Consider the following 19468-nt stretch of genomic DNA (forward strand, 5'->3'; position numbering starts at 1 on the left):
GGGAGTCGTCCCTCATGTTCAATCCACCCCTGCTGGCCACCGCGTTCGCGGCGGTCCTGAGCCTGCTTTCCCCGACAGCCGAAGCCCATGACGGCATCGACCACGGCGCACCGCCACCAGCGGCCGCGAGCATTTCCGTCGAGACGGGATTCAGCGCGGAAGGAGGTTCGTTCCAGGCCGTTCTGGTTCCGGGAGGAGACGGCAGGACTCTGCTATATCTCGCCGATGCGGACACCAACGCACCGGTCGCGGACGCCACCGTCACGGTCGAGGCCGCAGACTGGAAGGGGAGCGCGGCCCCCACCCACGGCGAGGGCGTCTATGCCCTGGCCTGGGCACCCCCTCCCGAGGGCGCCGATGTGACGCTGGTCATCCTGGCCGGGCACCGCGACGATTTGCTGCTGATCCAAGGCGTTCGCCTGGGTCCGCGCTCCGCCTCGGCGGGCGCTGCGGCGGTCTCCCATTGGACCCATTGGGTCGGCGGCGGCGCCATCGGCATCGGCGCGGTTGCCGTCATGCTGGGTCTGTCGCGCCTGCGAAGGAACCGGGCAAGCGCCATCTTGGCGGCCCTGTCCATACTGGCCGCCGCCTCTGCCCAGGCCCAGACGCCACCGGGAGAACCGGTCATGATGTCCAAGGCGAACCAATTCCTGCTGGGCATCCGCACGGAAAAGATCGAGCCGCGCGAGACCATGGACAGCGTCCGGGTGGTGGGCCGCGTCATTCCCGATCCGTCCGGCTATGCCCGCATCCAGCCATCCCAGACCGCCCGCATCGTGGCCGACCCGGCCTTTCCCATTCCCGTCCCCGGCGAGCGGGTGAGGAAGGGCCAAGTCCTGGCGGTGCTGGAACCGACGCTGACCAATTTGGAGCGCGGCGACAAGCGGTCGTCGCTGTCGCGCATCGAAAGCCAATTGGCCATTGCCGAGAACGACCTCGCCCGATCCACGGCCTTGGGTGACCTCGTCCCGGTCAAGCAGGTGGAAACCAGCCGCATCCAGGTGGAGCAACTGCGGCGGGAACGCGCCCAGATAGCCGGAACCCAATTGGGCCGCGAACTGCTGAGCGCGCCGCTGGACGGCGTGGTGACCGACGTCCATGTGGTTCCCGGCGAGGTGGTCAATCCCACCCAGGCCTTGGTGGAAGTGGTGGACCCGACCCGGTTGAGGGTGGAGGCCATCATCCACGACCTGCCCCTGGCCAAGCGGGTATCGGGCGCCATGGCGGCGACCAAGCTGCTGCCCGGCCAGACCTTCGCCTTGGCCCTGCTGGGGCGCAGTCCCAAGCTCGACCCCCAGGATCAGGGCATCCACGCCATCTTCCAGGTGACCTCGGACCGGGTGGGCGATCTCAGCATCGGCATGCCGGTGGACGTCTTCCTGGCCACGGGGGCGACCCGTCTCAGCACCGCCGTGCCGCGCGACGCCATCACCGAACTGGGCGGCCGACAGGTGGTGTTCGTGCGCACCGCCCCGGAGGTCTTCGAAGCGCGGCCGGTGAAGCTGGAGCGAATCGTCGGCCCCCTTGCCGAGATCTCGGACTCCGTCGCGCCGGGAGAGCGGGTGGTGAGCCAGGGCGTCGACCAACTGCGGGCGGGGAGATAAGCGATGTTCGACCGCATCATCGCCTTCAGCCTGACCCACCGGCTGTTCGTGCTGGCCTTCGCCCTGATCCTGCTGATCTATGGCGGCTGGACCATGAGCCGCTTGCCGGTGGACGTCTTCCCCGACCTCAACCGTCCCACCGTCACCATCATGACCGAGGCCGCCGGTCTGGCGCCCGAAGAGGTGGAAGCCCTGGTCACCCGTCCGGTGGAAACCGCCATGAACGGAGCGCCGGGGGTGACGCGGGTTCGCTCCACCTCGGCCATCGGTCTGTCCATCGTCTTCGTGGAGTTCGACTGGAACGCCGAGATCTATCGCAACCGCCAACTGGTGACCGAGCGACTATCGACCATCAAGGAACAGCTTCCCACCGGAATGACGCCGGTCATGGGGCCGGTCAGCTCCATCATGGGCGAGATCATGCTGATCGGATTGCGCTCGGAGAGCGGCGCGACGCCGCCCATGGAGCTGCGCGGCCTTGCCGACTGGCTGATCCGGCCGCGCCTGCTGTCCATTCCCGGCGTGTCCCAAGTCATTCCCATCGGCGGCGAGGTCAAGCAGTATCAGGTGATGGTCTCGCCGTCCCGATTGTCGGCGCTGGGCCTGTCCTATACCGATCTGGAAACCGCCCTGGCCGGATTCGCCAAGAATTCCACCGGCGGGTTTCTCGAACAGCGCGCCTCGGAATTCCTGATCCGCAATCTGGGCCAGACGGTTCGGCTGGACGATCTGCGCGACACCGTGGTGGCGTGGCGCGGCAATGCCCCCATCACGGTGGATCAGGTGGCCGAGGTCCGCTTCGGCCCCGCCATCAAGCGCGGCGATGCCTCCATCGACGCCGCCCCGGCGGTGATCCTGGCGGTGCAGAAGCAGCCGGGCGCCAATACCGTCACCCTGACCCGCGAGGTGGAAAAGGCCCTGGCCGAGCTGAAGCGGTCGCTGCCCCCCGATGTCGGCGCCGACCACGTCCTGTTCAAGCAGGCCGATTTCATCGCCCGCGCGGTGGACAATGTGGAGGCGGCGCTGCGCGACGGCGCCGTCCTGGTCACCATCGTGCTGTTCGCCTTCCTGATGAACATGCGCACCACCTTCATCAGCCTGATCGCCATTCCCCTGTCCATGGTGGCGACCGCCCTGGTGTTCCACGGACTGGGCCTGTCCATCAACACCATGACCCTGGGCGGTCTGGCGGTGGCCATCGGCGAACTGGTGGACGACGCGGTGGTGGATGTGGAGAACATCCTGCGCCGCCTGCGCGAAAACGCCCGATCACCCGATCCCCGCCCGGTTGCCGAGGTCATCCGCGACGCCTCGTCGGAGGTGCGCAATTCCATCGTCTACGCCACCGTCATCGTGGTTCTGGTCTTCATTCCACTGTTCGCCCTGTCGGGTATCGAAGGCCGCCTGTTCACCCCGCTGGGCATCGCCTATGTGGTCTCGATCCTGGCGTCGCTGGCGGTATCACTGACCGTCACGCCCGCCTTGTCCTCCTATCTGCTGCCCCGAGCCAAGGCCGTGGCCCATGGCGACGGCTGGCTGGTGCGCAAGCTCAAGAGCCTGGACACCAGGCTTTTGCGCTGGTCCTTCGCCAATCGGGCCAAGGTCATCCTGCCCGCCCTGCTGCTGGTGCTGGTCGCCGCCGCCTCGGTGCCGTTCCTGGGACGGGCCTTCCTGCCCGCCTTCAACGAGGGAACGGTGACCATCAACCTGATCCTGCCGCCGGGCACCTCGCTGTCGGAATCCAACCGCATCGGCACCATCGCCGAACGGCTGATCCTGGAAGTGCCCGAGGCGAAGTCGACCGGGCGGCGCACCGGCCGGGCCGAGCTGGACGAGCATGCCGAAGGCGTCCACTACACCGAGATCGACGTGGACCTGAAGCCGTCCGGGCGGGGTCGCGAGGCCATCCTGTCCGATCTGCGCGGACGGCTGGGGCGCATTCCCGGCGTTGCCCTCAATATCGGCCAGCCCATCTCGCACCGCCTCGACCATCTGCTGTCGGGCGTGCGGGCCGAGATCGCCGTCAAGATCTTCGGCGACGATCTCGACGCCCTGCGCGGTCTGGCCGAGGAGGCCCGCCGCCGCATGAGCGGCATTGCTGGACTGACCGACCTTCAGGTGGAAAAGCAAGTGCTGATCCCCCAGCTTCAGATCCGGCTCGACCGCGCCGAGGCCAAGAAATACGGCCTCACCCTCGACCAGCTGACGGTGACGCTGGAAGCCGCCCTGAACGGCAAGACCGTCAGCCAGGTCCGCGACGGCCAGCGCAGCTTCAACGTGGTGCTGCGCCTCGCCGAGGACTGGCGCGCCCATACCGCCGATTTCCGCCAGATCCTGGTGGACACCCCGGCGGGCAAGGTACCGCTGTCGCTGCTGGCCGAGGTGGTGGAGACCAAGGGCCCCAACGTCATCAACCGCGACAACATGCAGCGCCGCATCGTGGTGCTGGCCAACAGCCACGGCCGCGACATGGCCGCCATCATCGCCGATGTTCAGGCGGAATTGGCGGCCATGGCGCTGCCCCAGGGCAGCAGCATCACCTATGAAGGCCAGTTCAAGAGCCAGCAGGAGGCCAGCCGCCTGATCGCCCTGTTGGCGCTGGTGGCCTTGGCAGGCGTCTTCGCCGTGCTGTACAGCCACTTCCAATCGGTGACGCTGGCCCTGGTGATCATGGGCAATATCCCCATGGCCCTGGTGGGCAGTGTCGCCGCGCTCTGGCTGACCGACCAGACCCTGTCGGTGGCCAGTCTGGTGGGCTTCATCACCCTGACCGGCATCGCGGCGCGCAACGGCATCATGAAGGTGTCGCACTACCTGCATCTGGCCAAGGAGGAAGGCCAAAGCTTTGGCCCGGCCTTGGTGGAACGCGGTTCGCTGGAACGCCTGACCCCGGTTCTGATGACCGCCCTGGTCGCCGCGCTGGCCCTGATTCCGCTGGTGGTGGCCGGTGGCGCGCCCGGCAAGGAAATCCTTCACCCGGTGGCGGTGGTGATTTTCGGCGGCTTGATGTCGTCGACCATCCTCGACACCATCGTCACTCCTGTCTTATTCCTAACCGTCGCCCGCTCGTCTGTGGAGCGGCACTCATCCCTTTCGGAGAAGAAGACCATGAAGACCGTCGCCGCCGCCGCCCTTGCCGTCGTCCTGCTCGGCTCGGCGCCTCCCGCCCTGGCTCATGGGGCCATGAGCGCCTGGTACGGCGGCCAGTATCTGGAAACCGCCGAAAGCATTCGCATCGAATTCCTGGTTCGCGACGGCGGCATCCGGGTCTGGGTCCGCGATCACGACGACAAGACCATCGTCGCTTCGGGCAAGGCGACCTTGTTGGTGGGCGGCAAGACCGTCGAGGCCGTCTTCGCCCCGGATGGCGGATCGCTGTTCGCCCCGGCCCCGGTTCAGGCGGCGGACAAGGTTTCCGCCGTGCTGTCCCTGACGGTCAAGGGAAAGACCGTCATGGCCCGCTTCGGGCAAGACGCGGTGGCGACTCCGGGGTTGTCTCCCAAGGCCCAAGCGGGAAAGCAGGCGTTCGAGCAGGTCTGCGCCACTTGCCACGGAATCGCCTTGCGGGGTTCGGACCGCGCGCCGCCGCTGCTGCACCCGTCCTACGGCGCCAATTCGGGCCATGGCGACGAGACCATCGTCGCGGCCGTCAATACCGGCGCGAAAAGCCATATGTGGAAATTCGGCGACATGCCCAAGCCCGAAGGACTGAAAGCCGGACAGGACCAGGAGCTTGTCGCCTATATCCGGGCCATGCAGGCCGCCAACGGCATGGGCGGGGCGGCTCCCGCCCCGGCGGCCAATGCGGCGGACCACGCCCATCACCACCACTGAGAGCGGCCTTTAGGGCGTGATCTTGCCCTTCATCTTGAGATCGATCTTCAAGATGTGGTCCACCAGCCAGCGATTGAGGAATGCGGTCATCTTCTCGGTCGCCTCGGCCGGGGGGCCCAACCGGCCATCGCTGAACAGGACGATGAAATCGTTGAGGCTGCGCAGCAGCATGGCGTGCTGGATCTTGTTTTCCGCCAGCCCGTCATAGCCCATTTTTTCCTGCATGCGCTCCTCGCGGGCGAAGTGGTCGCGGGCGTAGTGCTGCATCTGACGGAGCGTCGAGCGAATACTGAGTTCGTCGGCTTGGCCGGCACCGCGACGGACGGCGCCCTCGAACTCATTGGCGATGCTGATCAGGTGACGGTGATCGGCATCGATTTCGGGAATTCCAACATTCATCTGGTCTCGCCACACGATCGGCATGCGCGGTACTCTCCACGTCTCGTCATCCACTCCCGCTTCCGGGCGGGCGCGTAAGGGTGTAGGTTGACGCCTTCGACGCCCGATTTCCATTTCATTCGTATCAAGACTGGGTTTCATGAGCGACAACACGACCAAGCCCGCCGCTTCCGCCATGTGGGGCGGACGGTTCGCAGGCGGACCCGCCGCCATCATGCAGCGGATCAATGCCTCCATTGACTTCGACAAGCGGCTTTACGCCCAGGATATCCGGGGCTCCAAGGCCCATTGCCGCATGCTGGTGCGCCAGTCCATCCTGACCCAGGAGGACGGCGATTCCATCCTGGCCGGACTGGACACGGTCCTGGCCGAGATCGAGGCGGGCGACTTCCCGTTCAGCACCGCGTTGGAAGACATCCACATGAATGTGGAATCCCGTCTGGCCGCCCTGATCGGCGAGGCGGCGGGACGGCTGCACACGGCGCGCTCGCGCAATGATCAGGTCGCCACCGATTTCCGCCTATGGGTCAGGGATGCGGTGGACGGCATGGACGCCGCCTTGGCGGGGCTGGTCGAGGCCTTGCTGAACCGCGCCGAGGAACACGCGGCCACCGTGATGCCCGGCTTCACCCATCTGCAAGCGGCCCAGCCGGTCACCTTCGGCCATCACATGATGGCCTATGTGGAGATGATCTCGCGCGACCGTTCGCGCCTCGCCGACGCCCGCAAGCGTCTGAACGAATGCCCGCTGGGCTCGGCGGCGCTGGCCGGGACTTCGTTCCCCATCGACCGCCACGCCACCGCAGCCGACTTGGGTTTTGCCGGTCCCATGCGCAATTCCCTGGACGGCGTGTCGGACCGCGACTTCGCCCTGGAATTCCTGTCGACGTCCGCCATCTGCGCCGTGCATCTGTCGCGTCTGGCCGAGGAGTTGGTCATCTGGACCTCGGCCCAGTTCCGCTTCGTGCGCCTGTCCGACGGCTTCACCACCGGCTCGTCCATCATGCCGCAAAAGCGCAATCCCGACGCCGCCGAGCTGGTCCGCGCCAAGACCGGCCGGGTGATCGGCGATCTCAACGCCCTGCTGATCGTCATGAAGGGCCTGCCGCTGGCCTATTCCAAGGATATGCAAGACGACAAAGAGCCGGTGTTCGAGGCCGCCGATACCATGGAACTGGCCATCGCCGCCATGACCGGCATGATCTCCGACATGACGGTCAATGCCGAGGTGCTGCGCGCCGCCGCCGGGGCCGGTTTCACCACCGCCACCGACATCGCCGACTGGTGCGTGCGCGCCATCAATATGCCGTTCCGGCGCGCCCATCATGTGGCGGGATCGCTGGTCAAGCTGGCCGAGGACCGGGGCATCGGCCTGGAAGACCTGACCCTGGCGGACATGCAGGGCATCGAGCCCGGCATCACCGCCGAGGCCATGGCGGTGCTGAGCGTCGACTCCTCGGTGGCCAGCCGCACCAGCTTCGGCGGCACCGCCCCGAACCGGGTCCGCGAAGCGGTCGCCGCCGCCCGCAAGAGCTTGAACGGCGGAGGATCGTGATGCGTCGACTGCTGATCCTGGGACTGGTGGTGCTGACGGCGGTTCCCCTGGCCGGTTGTGGCCGCAAGGGCAACCCGGAGGAGCCGGAGGACGCCGTCTATCCGCGCACCTACCCCTATATCCCGCAGCCGGAGGGGGCGAAGAAGAAGTCCAGCCCGCCCGCCTCGGGCAGCAGCGACTATCAGCCGCCGCAGCCGCGCATGACCACGCCCCCCACCAATGTCACCCCTCCTGACGCCGAGTCCCGATGAACCATTTCGAATACACCGACGGCGAGCTTTACGCCGAGGAAGTCGCCCTTTCCCGCATCGCCCGCGAAGTGGGAACCCCCTTCTATTGCTATTCCACCGCCACCTTGAAACGGCATTACACCGTCTTCGCCGATGCCTTGAAGGCCGCGGGCCTGGACGCCACAATCTGCTTCGCCTGCAAGGCCAATCCCAATATCGCGGTCATCCGCACCCTGGCCAATCTGGGGGCAGGCGCCGACGTGGTCAGCGAGGGCGAACTGCGCCAGGCCCTGGCCGCTGGCGTGCCTGCTTATCGCATCGTCTTTTCCGGGGTGGGCAAGACTCGGCACGAACTGGAATTCGCCGTCGCCAAGGGCATCTTCCAGATCAACGTGGAATCCGAGCCTGAATTGCGGCTGTTGTCCGAGGTAGCCTCGGCGCGCGGGGTGCGCATGCCCATCTCCATCCGGGTCAATCCCGACGTGGATGCGGGCACCCACGCCAAGATCACCACCGGCAAGAAAGAAAACAAGTTCGGCATCGAATGGACGCGGGCCCGCGAGGTCTACGCCCTGGCCAATTCCCTGCCCGGCATCGAAGTGGTCGGCGTCGCCTGCCATATCGGCTCGCAATTGACCGAGCTTGATCCCTTCCGCGACGCCTTCCTGCGGGTGCGCGATCTGGTGGCCATGCTGCGGGCCGACGGCATCGCTATCAGCCGCCTGGACATGGGCGGCGGCCTCGGCGTGCCCTATGACAGCGAAATCCCCCCCAGCCCCGCCGCCTATGCCGAGGTCATGGCCTCCACCCTGGGCGATTTGGGGTGCCGTATCGTGGTCGAGCCCGGCCGTCTTCTGGTGGGCAATGCCGGTATCCTGGTGTCGCGGGTGGTCTATGTGAAGGAGGGGGCGACGCGCACCTTCCTGATCGTCGACGCCGCCATGAACGATTTGATGCGCCCGGCGCTCTACGACGCCTATCACGCCATTGTCCCGGTGCATCAGGCCCGCCCCGGCGAGGGGCTCGTGGAGGTGGACGTGGTCGGCCCGGTCTGCGAGAGCGGCGACACCTTCGCCAAGCAACGCAAGCTGCCGCCCATGCGATCCGGCGACCTGCTGGCCTTCGGCACCGCCGGAGCCTATGGCGCCGCCATGTCGTCCACCTACAACACCCGGCCGCTGGTGCCCGAGGTGCTGGTCAAGGACGATGCCTACGCGGTGGTGCGCGCCCGGCCCAGCTACGAGGACATGCTGGCGCTGGAAAGCCTTCCCGACTGGCTCTGACATGAGTCCGCTCCCCCTTGCCGACCGGCTGCGTCTTGCCCGGCTGGCCTTGTGGGGGGAGCTTCTGGCGCCCGGCGTCACCGCCCTCTGGTCGCTGCTGGCCCTGGCGGCGGCCCTGGCGCTGCTGGACGTGGCGGCCGACCTGCCCGGCTGGCTGCATGCCGCCGGATTGGCGGGATGGCTGGCCGCCATTGGTCTCGTCACCTATCGCCTGACCCGAATTGCCCGTCCCAGCGATGCCCAGGCGGCCCGCAGGCTGGAAGAGGACAGCGGCGTCGGCCATCGCCCGCTGGCGGCGCTCGACGATTGCCTTGCCGGTGGCGATGCCGCGTTGTGGCAAGCCCATCTGCGCCGCATGGAGAAACAAGCCGAGGGGCTCACCCCCGGTTGGCCTCGGCCGGTCATGGCCCGCCATGATCCCCTGGGCCTGAGATTCGCCGCTCTGCTGCTGCTGGTGATCGCCGGGGCAGGAGGTCTTGCCGACTGGCACGACCGGGCGCGGCGCTTCCTGTTGCCCGCGCTGGACCTGCCGGGATTGGGCCCCTCGGCATTGGAAGTTTGGATCACGCCCCCCGCCTATACGGGCTTGACCGCCATGGCTTTGCGCCCCGGCATGGGCGCCATCGCGGTTCCCGAGGCAAGCGGCGTCCGCGCCGTGGTGGCGGGCGGATGGGGTGGGGCCAGCCTCAAGGCGGGCGATGCCGTCATCGCCTTCACCAATGATGACGGCGGCGGCCAAAGGGCCGAAGGCCGCATCACCGGCGGCGCGGTGCTGGCGGTGGATCAGGGATGGCGCACCGTCGCCGCCTGGCCCATGACGGTGATCCGCGACGCCCTGCCCTCCATCGCCCTTGTCGGTCAGCCCGAGCCCGACGAGCGGGGACGGCTTCAGCTTTCCCTGGACGCCTCCGACGATTATGGCATCGCCAGGATCTGGCTGGAGATTCAGCCCATGGAGACCGCCGCGCCTCCCCTGGTGCTGCCCTCACCCTTGGTCGTGCCGATGCCCCTGCCCGGCGACAAGCCCCGCAGCCTCTCCTTCGCAAGCCGCATCGATCTCGCCGCCCATGATTGGGCTGGCCAGACAGTCCGACTGATCCCCAAGGCCGAGGACGGCGCCGGTCAGATCGGCAGCGGCGAGGCGACGGTGGTCAGCCTGCCGGAACGCATCTTCCGCCACCCGGTGGCCCGCGCCCTGATCCAATGGCGCAAGGAGGTGAGCGAGGCGCCTCGCCTGGGGCCCGACGTGGCTGAAAAGCTGCGGCGCCTGCTGAGCGACCCCGACGCCATCGGCGGCGACGCGCGGGTCTTCCTGACCCTGGCCCTGACCCAGCGATTGCTGGCGGCGGAGTCGTTCGATCGCGACGACGTGCGTGACCTGCTGTGGAATGCCGCCGCTCGCCTGGACGACGGCGGCCTGCCTGCGGCGGAGAAGGATCTGGAACAGGCCCGCCGCGAGTTGGAGCAGGCGCTCGCCGCAAATGCTCCTCCCAGCCGCCTCGCCGAACTGGTCGAGCGCTTCGAAGCCGCCATGGATCGCTATCTGTCCGCCCTGGCGGAATCGGGCATGGAAACCGAGTCCTCACCCGATAGCGAGACCATCGGCGAAGACGAACTGAACGAGATGCTGGACTCGCTCCGCGCCATGGCCGAAACCGGCAATCGCGAGGCGCTTCGCCGCCGACTGGCGGAACTGTCGGAAACCCTATCCCGTCTGGGCGAGGCGCGGCCGCCCGGAAAGGCCGACCAACGCGCCGCCGAGATCAAGGCCAAGCTGCGCGACATCGCCCGTCGCCAGCAGGATCTGCTCGACCACAGCTTCCGCAAGTCGCCGTCGCCGACGTCCGAGGACGAAGGAGAGGACTCCCCCGCTCCGGCCAAGCCCAGCGCCGCCGAGGCGCGCAAGGCCGCCGAGGCCCAAAAAGCCCTGCGGGACGCCCTGGCCAAGCTGAACCAGAGCCTGGGCGACCATCCCACCACCTTGGACGACGCCGCCCGCTCCATGGGCGAGGCGGCCAAGTCCCTGGACAAGGGTGATTGGCCAGTTGCCGCCGAACAACAGAGCGACGCGCTTCGCCTCTTGGGCGATGGCGCCCGCGATATGGCCGATGCCATGGAGTCCCGGCGGGCCAAGGGCAAGGGCGGCGTCATCGCCCGCGATCCCTTCGGCCGCGCCCAGCAGGGTTCCGCCCATCGCGACGACGGCACCACCAAGGTGCCGGGGCAGGTGGAGACCCAGAGAGCGCGGGAAATCCTCGACGAACTGCGTCGCCGCGCCGGTGATCCCCGGCGGCCGGACTTGGAAATCGAATATCTGCGGCGGCTGCTGAAGCAGTTCTGAGGCCGCGAAAGCCGAATCACCACCAAGGCACCAAGGACACCAAGAGGGCGGAGCAAACGGCCAAGCCTCACTCTTTCGTCACGGCCGGGCGTGGCCCGGCCATCCACGCGGCTCCGCTTGAATGCCTTATGAGCCGATAGTCCAGACGGATGGGCGTGGATGCCCGTGACAAGCACGGGCATGACGGAAGGCAAGAAACCGTGTCGCCCTCTTGGTGCCCTTGGTGTCTTGATGGTGAATCGACCTTCGAGTGCCATACCGAAGGTGACGCCTTCAAACAGCGGCAGACTCAGGCGTTCGATGAAACCACGTCAATTTAAACCGGACGGCAATGGCCTGCGGCGCAGGATGACAAAACGAGAGTCCACCAAGAAAAAGCCCCGCCGGAGCGGGGCTTTCGTTATTTGGTCTCGGCCGGTTTCACCTCTGCCGGGGCCGGAGTGGCGGCCGGAGCCGCAGCAGGCGGGGCAGCAGGCGCCTCGGCTGCCGGAGCGGGGGCGGGGGCGGCCGGAGCGGCGGGGGCCACGTCGGGCACCGGCGGGGCGGCCGGAGCCTTGGGAACCGGCGGCGGAACGGGCTTGCCGTCGGCGGCGGATTCCACGAACACCACCACCACTTCCACGGCGTTGGGATCGGGGCGTTCCAGCATGATCTTGAAGCTGGCGGTGCCCTGGGGGTCCAGCGCCGAGACCGGCGGTTGCGACAGCTTTTCCTGCACCGGCTGCTTGTTCTTGTCCATGAGCACCAGCTTCATGGTGGGAACCGGCCGGACCCGATCGGTGATATTGGCGATGATGCCGCGCACCACCAGGACGTCGGTGTCGTTATGGACGAAGCGTTCCGGCGTTCCCGCCTTGCGCAATTCCAGTCCGGCGCCCGGCTTCTCGCGGCGCAATCCGGTCTGGGCCAGCATCTCGCCCGCCTCCGGCACCGCTTCCACCAACTGGTCCTGGAAGTAATAGCCAGCGCCACCCAGGCCGCCGAGAACCAGAAGGATCAGCAGGAACCATAGGAAGCCGGTCCCCTTCTTGCCTTCGGGGGCGGCGGTGGAAAACACATCGGGAATCGGCTGCGGCGCATCGAGCAGCCCTTCAAGCGACTCGTCGTCCTTTCCGGCGGCGGCGGTGCGCGCCCCGAAATTGGGGGCGGGCCCGGCATCCATGTTGAGATCATCGAGATCGGAATCCATGGCCTGCGCGGCGGCGCGCGGCGGAGCGGGCGGTGGCGGTGGCGGCGCGAAGCTTGGTTCTTCACGCGGCGGCGCCGAGAACGACGGGCCGGACAGATCGAAATCGGTGTCGTCGTCCTCCATCACCATCATGGGCTGCTGGTGCCATTTGTGTCCGCACTTGGCGCACTTCAGCTTGCGCCCAGTCGTACCCAGCGCGGAATCCGGGATGGAGAAGTTGGTCGAGCAGCTTGGACAGGTGATGAGCATGTTTTGCAAAGACCCGAAAAGACGTACTTTCTTATAGGCTGGAGCGAAGACCAACACAAGCTTGTGCTGACAACACGGATGTCGCCGTGTCATCCTTCGGCACGTTCCGGAGAAGACGCCGTGCGGCATCGCCCTCGTGGGGAAAACATAATCCGTTTCGACAGCGTCGGGCTGCGTTATGGCCTGGGGCCGGAAGTGCTTCAGGACATCAGCTTCGCCTTGCCGTCGGGCTCGTTCCATTTTCTGACCGGCCCATCTGGCGCCGGCAAGTCCTCGTTGCTGCGTCTGATGTATCTGGGATTGCGGCCGACCCGGGGCCGCGTCGTGCTGTTCGACCGCGACATCGCCAGCACCAAGCGCTACGAGCTGCCCGCCCTGCGGCGGCGCATCGGCGTGGTGTTCCAGGACTTCCGCCTGTTGGATCACCTGACCGCGCTGGACAATGTGGCCCTGCCGCTCCGTGTGCGGGGCGTCAAGGAATCCGAGATCCGCAAGCATGTTCCCGAACTGCTGTCCTGGGTCGGCCTCGCCGACCAGTTGGGCGCACGTCCCTCCACCCTGTCGGGCGGCCAGAAGCAGCGCGTCGCCATCGCGCGCGCCGTCATCGGCCGCCCCGATCTGCTGCTGGCCGACGAACCCACCGGCAACGTGGACGACCACATCGCCATGCGGCTGATGTATCTGTTCGAGGAGCTGAACAAGCTGGGCACCACCATCGTGGTCGCCACCCACAATGAATTGCTGGTCCAGCGCTTCGCCCATCTGCCCCGCCTGCATCTCGAGCACGGCACCATCACCCGTGTCCGCGACCAAGGGCCGCCGCCGGAGCCCGCGCCATGATGTTCCGCCGTCACTCCGATCTGCCGCTGGCGGGCGACGCCACCTCGCGCTTCCTGCCGTGGCTGGTGGCGTTGATGGTGTTCCTCGCCTCCATGGCGGTGGCGGGCGCCTTCGTCATCAGCGGCATCATCGACCGCTGGGACCACGACGTCTCGGGCACGCTCACCGTCCAAGTGCTGCCCGCGGGCGGCGATCAGGCGGAGGCCGCCACCGAGGATCGGGTGCGCCTTGCCGTGGATGTCATGCGCAAGGTGCCGGGGGTGGTGGCGGTCAAGGCTTTCGACAAGAAGCGCACCCTGGCGCTGCTGGAACCCTGGCTGGGCGGCACCGAGGTGGTCCAGGATCTGCCGTTGCCGCGCCTGATCGACGTGGCCGTCGATCCCACCGCCCGCGTCGATCTGGCCGAGGTGGCCGAGCGGCTGGCCCAGGCGGTGCCCGGCGCGTCGCTGGACGATCACCGGGTCTGGCTGTCGCGCCTGATCAACCTGTCGCGTACCCTGCAATGGCTGGCGGTGATGGTCGTCGCCCTGATCGGGGCCGTCACCGCCGCCACCGTGGTTTACGGCACCCGCACCGGCATGGCGGTGCATCACGGCATCGTCGAGGTGCTGCATCTGATCGGTGCCCATGACGACTATATCGCCCGGCAATTCGCCGACCGGGCCTTCGCGCTGGGCATCTCCGGCGGATTGATGGGGCTCTGCATGACGTTGCCCGCGCTCACCGCCATCGGCTGGGCGTCCAAGCGGTTGGAAGGCGGCTTCCTGCCCAGCCTCAGCCTTCCCATCATGGGCTATGTCACCATCGGCCTGCTGCCTCTGCTGGCGGGCGGCCTCGCCATGCTGACGGCGCGGCTGACCGTCCACGGCACCTTGTCCCGGATGCCATGAGAACCCGCGTCGGAATTCCCCGCGCCCTCCTGGCCGCCGGTACCGTCGCCTGCATGCTGGTGGGCGCCTGGGCGGGCGGGTTGATCGTCTTCGCCGCCACCATGGCCGCCACGGTGGAAGACCGCGACACCGCCACCGACGCCGTCGTGGTGCTGACCGGCGGCAGCGAGCGCCTGGCTGGCGGACTTGCGCTGCTGGAGCAAGGCAAGGGGCGCAAGCTGCTGGTCTCCGGCGTCCACAAGGGTGTCGATCTGGCGGAATTGCTGCGGCGTGCCGGTCGCCCACCGGCGGATACCCATTGCTGCATCGCCCTGGGTCATGCCGCCGACGACACCGTGGGCAACGCCGCCGAGACCGCCGCCTGGATGGCCGAGGAGCATTTCGCCTCGTTGCGGCTGGTGACCGCCTCCTACCACATGCAACGCGCCATGTTGGAGTTCCGCCGTGCCATGCCGGGGGTGCTGATCGTGGCCCATCCGGTGTTTCCCGACGCCTTCAAGAAGGATCAGTGGTGGCGTTGGCCTGGGACGGCGCACTTGCTTGCCACCGAGTATACCAAGTATCTGGGTGCGCTGGCCCGCCCCCTGTTCATTCCCAAGCCACCGGAGAGAAAGCCGTGACCGCCATCCGATCAGCCCTGTTCGTCGTCTTCATCTGGCTGTGGACCCTGGGGCTGTCCGTGCTGTACCTGCCGCTGCTGGTGCTGCCGCGGGGCGCCATGAAGCCCGCCATTCGCCTGTGGCTGGCCGGCGTGCAGGGCGGTCTGCGCGTCATCGCGGGACTGCGTTATGAGTTGCGCGGTGCCGAGAACATTCCCGATGGTCCGGTGCTGATCGCCTCCAAGCATCAGTCGGCCTTCGAGACCTTTGTCTTCCATCTGCTCTTCAATGACCCCGCTTTCATCTTGAAGCGCGAGCTGCTGTGGATACCTTTCTTCGGCTGGTATCTGGGCAAGAGCGGCGTCATCGCCATCGACCGCTCGGCGGGCACCAAGGCGCTGAAAGCCATGGTCAAGGGGGCCGAGGACGCGGTGGCCGAGGGCCGCCCCGTCATCATCTTCCCCGAAGGCACCCGCGCCGCGCCGGGAGCCAAGCTGCCCTATCATTCCGGGATCGCCATGATCTATGGCGCCCTGAAGCTGCCAGTGGTGCCTATCGCATTGAATTCCGGTGTTTTTTGGCGTCGGCGCGGCTTCATGAAACAGCCGGGAATCATCACCATCGAGGCGCTGCCCGCCATTCCTCCGGGCATGGATCGCAAGGGCTTCATGGCGGAATTGGAGACCCGCGTCGAGACCGCCACCGACCGCCTGGTCGCCGAGGCGCGGGAACAGCACCCCGATACGGGGCAAAACCATTGATTGGGTGTGGATTTCCCTTCCGCTGTGGATAAGTCTGTGGATTCGCCGTTTCCCCATTTTCATCCCCAGCACGCTTGCCGTGAAAAGCGGGGATAAGTGACGAATTGGCAAGTCCGCCAAGGCCTTAGCGACTCACAAGCCTGTTGGTACAAAGAAAGAACATTCAACTTGATTCTCCACCGCCCGGAGTCCTAGACTTGGGAGGGGCGACGGCGGGGCGGAGAGAGCGATTCCATGACACAGGTTGCGTCCATTTCCCAACAGATCTGGGACATGAAGTACCGGCAAAAGACCGCCGACGGCCAAGCCGTCGACAAGACCATCGAGGATTCGTGGCGCCGGGTCGCCCGTTCCCTGGCGGTGGTCGAAGCCGATGCCGCCGCCTGGGAAGACCGCTTTTTCGAGGCCATGGAGGACTTCAAGGTGCTGCCCGCCGGGCGCATCCTGTCGGGGGCGGGTACCGGCCGCAAGGTGACCCTGTTCAACTGCTTCGTCATGGGCAACATCCCCGACGACATGGCGGGCATCTTCGAGCATCTGAAGGAGGCCGCCCTGACCATGCAGCAGGGCGGCGGCATCGGCTACGACTTCTCGACGCTCAGGCCCAAGGGCGCCCCGGTGAAGGGCGTCGGCGCCGACGCCTCGGGGCCGCTGTCCTTCATGGATGTGTGGGACGCCATGTGCCGCACCATCATGAGCGCGGGGTCGCGCCGGGGCGCCATGATGGCGACCATGCGCTGCGACCATCCCGATATCGAGGCCTTCATCGACGCCAAGCGGGAAGCCGGGCGGCTGCGCATGTTCAATCTGTCTGTGCTGGTCACCGATGATTTCATGCAGGCGGTCAAGGAAGGCACCAGTTGGGAGCTGACCTTCAAGGGCACCACCTATAAAAGCCTTCCGGCGCGTGATCTGTGGAACAAGATCATGCACGCCACCTATGCCTATGCCGAGCCGGGCGTGATCTTCATCGACCGCATCAACCGGCTGAATAACCTGTGGTACTGCGAGGATATCCACGCCACCAATCCCTGCGTGACATCGGACGCCTGGGTCCAGACGTCCGATGGCCCCCGCCAAGTGGCCGAACTGGTGGGACGCCCCTTCACCGCCATGGTCAACGGACAGCCCCACGCCTCTGGCCCCCAGGGTTTCTTCGCCACCGGACACAAACCCGTGCTCAAACTGGTCGCCGTGGAAGGGCACTCGCTTCGCCTGACCGGCGACCATCCGGTCCGCAAGGTCACCACCCGGACACGCTGGCGCATGGAGACCGCCTGGATTCCGGCCAGCCAATTGCAACCCGGCGACGAGATCGTGGTGAACGACCACCGTTCGGCCCCCGCATGGGGCGGCGCCCATGGTGAAAGTGAAGGCTATTTGCTGGGCCTGCTGGTCGGTGACGGCACCCTCAAGGCTGATAAGGCCATTCTGAGCGCTTGGCCGGAAGCCCAGGCGGTCAACGGGGGAACCTCCGGCGTCCGAACCATGATGGAACGCGCGGAAATGGCGGCCCGAACCCTGCCGCATCGCGCCGATTTCACCGGTTGGGCCGAGGTTGCGGGGCGGGGAGAATATCGCTTGGCTCTGGCCGCCATCAAATCCCTCGCCGAGAAGCTTGGACTCGCTCCGGGACACAAGACCGCCACCCCCGATATCGAACGTCAATCCACCGACTTCTCGCGCGGCTTCCTGCGCGGGCTGTTCGACAGCGACGGCAGTGTTCAAGGCGGGCAGATAAAAGGGGTGAGCGTTCGCTTGGCCCAAAGCGACGCCGCCATGCTGGAAGCCGTCCAGCGGATGCTGCTTCGATTGGGCATCGCAAGCACCATCTACCGCGATCGCCGCCAAGCTGGCGCCCGCCCCCTGCCCGATGGCCGGGGTGGACTGCGGGACTATGATTGCAGGAGCCAGCACGAACTGGTGATCAGCGGCGAGAATCTGCCGCGTTTCGCCGAATTGATCGGGTTCGGCGACGGGGACAAGGCGACTCGTCTGGCGAATGCGTTGAACGGCTATCGCAGAGGGCTCAATCGGGAACGGTTCATTGCCAAGATCGAGTCCATCGATCCTGATGGCAGCGCCGACGTGTTCGACGTTCAAGTTCCCGGTATCAACGCATTCGATGCCAATGGCCTTGTGGTGCATAATTGCGGCGAGCAGCCGCTGCCGCCCTATGGCGTCTGCCTGCTGGGCTCTGTCAATCTGGCCCGGCTGGTGGACAGGCCGTTCGAGGACGCCGCCGCCCTGGACCTGGACAGGCTGGACCGGCTGGTGCGTGTCGCCGTGCGCATGATGGACAACGTCATCGACGTCTCCAACTATCCGCTGGAACAGCACCGCTTCGAGGCGCAGTCCAAGCGCCGCATCGGCCTCGGCATCACCGGGCTGGCCGACGCCCTGATCCTGTGCGGCGCCCGCTATGGCGGCGCCGCCGCCATCCGCCTGACCGAGACCTGGATGGCCGCCATCCGCCGGTCCGCCTATCTGGCCTCGGTGGATATCGCCAAGGAGAAAGGCGCCTTCCCGCTGTTCGACAAGGAAAAGTACCTCCAGGGCGAGACCGTCCGGGGATTGGATGCCGACGTGATCGAGGCCATCGAGACCCATGGCATCCGCAACGCCCTGCTGACCTCCATCGCGCCCACCGGCACCATCTCGCTGTTCGCCGACAATGTGTCGTCGGGGCTGGAGCCGGTGTTCAGCTTCACCTATAGCCGCGCCGTCCTGCAACGCGATGGCACAAGGCGGGAGGAAGAGGTCAGCGACTACGCCTATCGCCTGTTCCGCCGCATGAAGGGCGACAACGCGCCGTTGCCGTCCAGCTTCGTCGATGCCCAGAGCCTGACCCCCGGCGACCATGTGGTGATGCAGGCGGCCGTGCAGAAATACGTGGATTCGTCCATCTCCAAGACCATCAACGTGCCGGAAAGCATCGACTTCGAATCCTTCCGCGACGTCTATACCCAGGCCTACGAGCTGGGCTGCAAGGGCTGCACCACCTACCGGCCCAACGACGTCACCGGGTCGGTGCTGGAGGTCAAGCCCGACAAGGCCAAGGAAGCGGCCCGCGAGGCCGAGCCGGAATTGCCGCTGGAAAAGACCCGCGTGCGCCATTCCGACCCGTTCGAGGCGGGCGGCATCGTCCACCTGACCCAGCCGCTGGACCGCCCGGAGGCCCTGCCCGGTTCCACCTACAAGGTGCGCTGGCCCGATTCCGATCACGCCATGTACATCACGCTGAACGACATCATCCAGGACGGCCGCCGCCGCCCGTTCGAGGTCTTCATCAATTCCAAGAACATGGAGCACTTCGCCTGGACCGTCGCCCTGACCCGCATGATCTCGGCGGTGTTCCGCCGCGGCGGCGACGTGGTCTTCGTGGTGGAGGAGTTGAAGGCGGTGTTCGATCCGCGCGGCGGTCAATGGGTGGGCGGGCGCTATGTGCCCTCGCTGCTGGCCGCCATCGGCGAGGTCATCGAGCGCCACATGATCGCCATCGGCTTCATGCCCGACCCCAAGGAAGCCCGCGAGCCGCCCGAGGCCCGCGATCAGCGCCAGGTGGTCAACATGGAAGGCTCGCGCATGCGCCACTGCCCCAAATGCAACCAGCCCGCTTTGCTGCGCACCGAAGGCTGCGACACCTGCACCTCCTGCGGCTATTCCAAGTGCGGCTGAAGGAGCGCGGGCGTCC

13 protein-coding genes are annotated in these 19468 nt (G+C 66.7%); 11 read left to right on the top strand and 2 right to left on the bottom strand.

Features of this window, described 5'->3' with window-relative positions; translation table 11 throughout:
• Positions 1–14: 14 nt before the first annotated feature.
• Both CU669_RS05320 and CU669_RS05325 read left to right on the top strand, forming a co-directional pair.
• Complete coding sequence (locus CU669_RS05320) at positions 15–1604, top strand: efflux RND transporter periplasmic adaptor subunit (protein WP_112142792.1); 1590 nt, start codon at positions 15–17, stop codon at positions 1602–1604.
• 3 nt (positions 1605–1607) lie between these two features.
• Positions 1608–5438 carry an efflux RND transporter permease subunit gene (locus CU669_RS05325; protein ID WP_161539588.1) on the top strand — a complete coding sequence of 1277 codons (3831 nt, stop codon included), beginning with the start codon at positions 1608–1610 and terminating at the stop codon, positions 5436–5438.
• A 9-nt stretch (positions 5439–5447) separates the two neighbouring features.
• On the opposite strand, the gene CU669_RS05330 is transcribed toward CU669_RS05325, so the two are convergent.
• Positions 5448–5861, bottom strand: a complete 414-nt coding sequence (locus tag CU669_RS05330) for a bacteriohemerythrin (RefSeq protein WP_161539589.1) — start codon at positions 5859–5861, stop codon at positions 5448–5450.
• A 115-nt stretch (positions 5862–5976) separates the two neighbouring features.
• Here CU669_RS05330 and argH point away from each other — a divergent pair, with 115 nt between their 5' ends.
• The 4 genes from argH to CU669_RS05350 are packed head-to-tail and all read left to right on the top strand — an operon-like array spanning position 5977 to position 11246.
• Positions 5977–7392 carry an argininosuccinate lyase gene (gene argH, locus CU669_RS05335; protein WP_112142793.1) on the top strand — a complete coding sequence of 472 codons (1416 nt, stop codon included), beginning with the start codon at positions 5977–5979 and terminating at the stop codon, positions 7390–7392.
• On the top strand, positions 7392–7643 hold the full coding sequence (gene lptM / locus CU669_RS05340) for an LPS translocon maturation chaperone LptM (protein ID WP_112142794.1): 252 nt from the start codon (positions 7392–7394) through the stop codon (positions 7641–7643). The genes argH and lptM overlap by 1 nt, the downstream gene beginning before the upstream one ends.
• Entirely contained in the window at positions 7640–8905 is a 1266-nt protein-coding gene (lysA, locus tag CU669_RS05345) for a diaminopimelate decarboxylase (RefSeq protein WP_112142795.1), read from the top strand. Before lptM ends, lysA begins: the two co-directional genes overlap by 4 nt.
• A gap of 1 nt (position 8906) precedes the next feature.
• Positions 8907–11246 carry a DUF4175 domain-containing protein gene (locus CU669_RS05350; protein WP_112142796.1) on the top strand — a complete coding sequence of 780 codons (2340 nt, stop codon included), beginning with the start codon at positions 8907–8909 and terminating at the stop codon, positions 11244–11246.
• A gap of 400 nt (positions 11247–11646) precedes the next feature.
• Here CU669_RS05350 and CU669_RS05360 read toward each other — a convergent pair whose 3' ends face one another.
• Positions 11647–12684: a DUF3426 domain-containing protein gene (locus CU669_RS05360; protein WP_112142797.1), complete on the bottom strand. Its 1038-nt coding sequence runs from the start codon at positions 12682–12684 to the stop codon at positions 11647–11649.
• 120 nt (positions 12685–12804) lie between these two features.
• Here CU669_RS05360 and ftsE point away from each other — a divergent pair, with 120 nt between their 5' ends.
• The 5 genes from ftsE to CU669_RS05385 all read left to right on the top strand — a co-directional run bounded on the left by ftsE (position 12805) and on the right by CU669_RS05385 (position 19452).
• On the top strand, positions 12805–13524 hold the full coding sequence (gene ftsE / locus CU669_RS05365) for a cell division ATP-binding protein FtsE (RefSeq protein ID WP_112142798.1): 720 nt from the start codon (positions 12805–12807) through the stop codon (positions 13522–13524).
• Positions 13521–14414, top strand: a complete 894-nt coding sequence (locus CU669_RS05370; protein WP_112142799.1) for a cell division protein FtsX — start codon at positions 13521–13523, stop codon at positions 14412–14414. The genes ftsE and CU669_RS05370 overlap by 4 nt, the downstream gene beginning before the upstream one ends.
• Positions 14411–15034, top strand: a complete 624-nt coding sequence (locus tag CU669_RS05375; protein ID WP_112142800.1) for a YdcF family protein — start codon at positions 14411–14413, stop codon at positions 15032–15034. The genes CU669_RS05370 and CU669_RS05375 overlap by 4 nt, the downstream gene beginning before the upstream one ends.
• Positions 15031–15774, top strand: a complete 744-nt coding sequence (locus CU669_RS05380; RefSeq protein ID WP_112142801.1) for a lysophospholipid acyltransferase family protein — start codon at positions 15031–15033, stop codon at positions 15772–15774. Before CU669_RS05375 ends, CU669_RS05380 begins: the two co-directional genes overlap by 4 nt.
• Positions 15775–16008: 234 nt before the next feature.
• Complete coding sequence (locus CU669_RS05385) at positions 16009–19452, top strand: LAGLIDADG family homing endonuclease (protein WP_112142802.1); 3444 nt, start codon at positions 16009–16011, stop codon at positions 19450–19452.
• Positions 19453–19468 lie beyond the last annotated feature (16 nt).

Source organism: Paramagnetospirillum kuznetsovii (assembly GCF_003284725.1).
Classification (GTDB): Bacteria; Pseudomonadota; Alphaproteobacteria; order Rhodospirillales; family Magnetospirillaceae; genus Phaeospirillum; species Phaeospirillum kuznetsovii.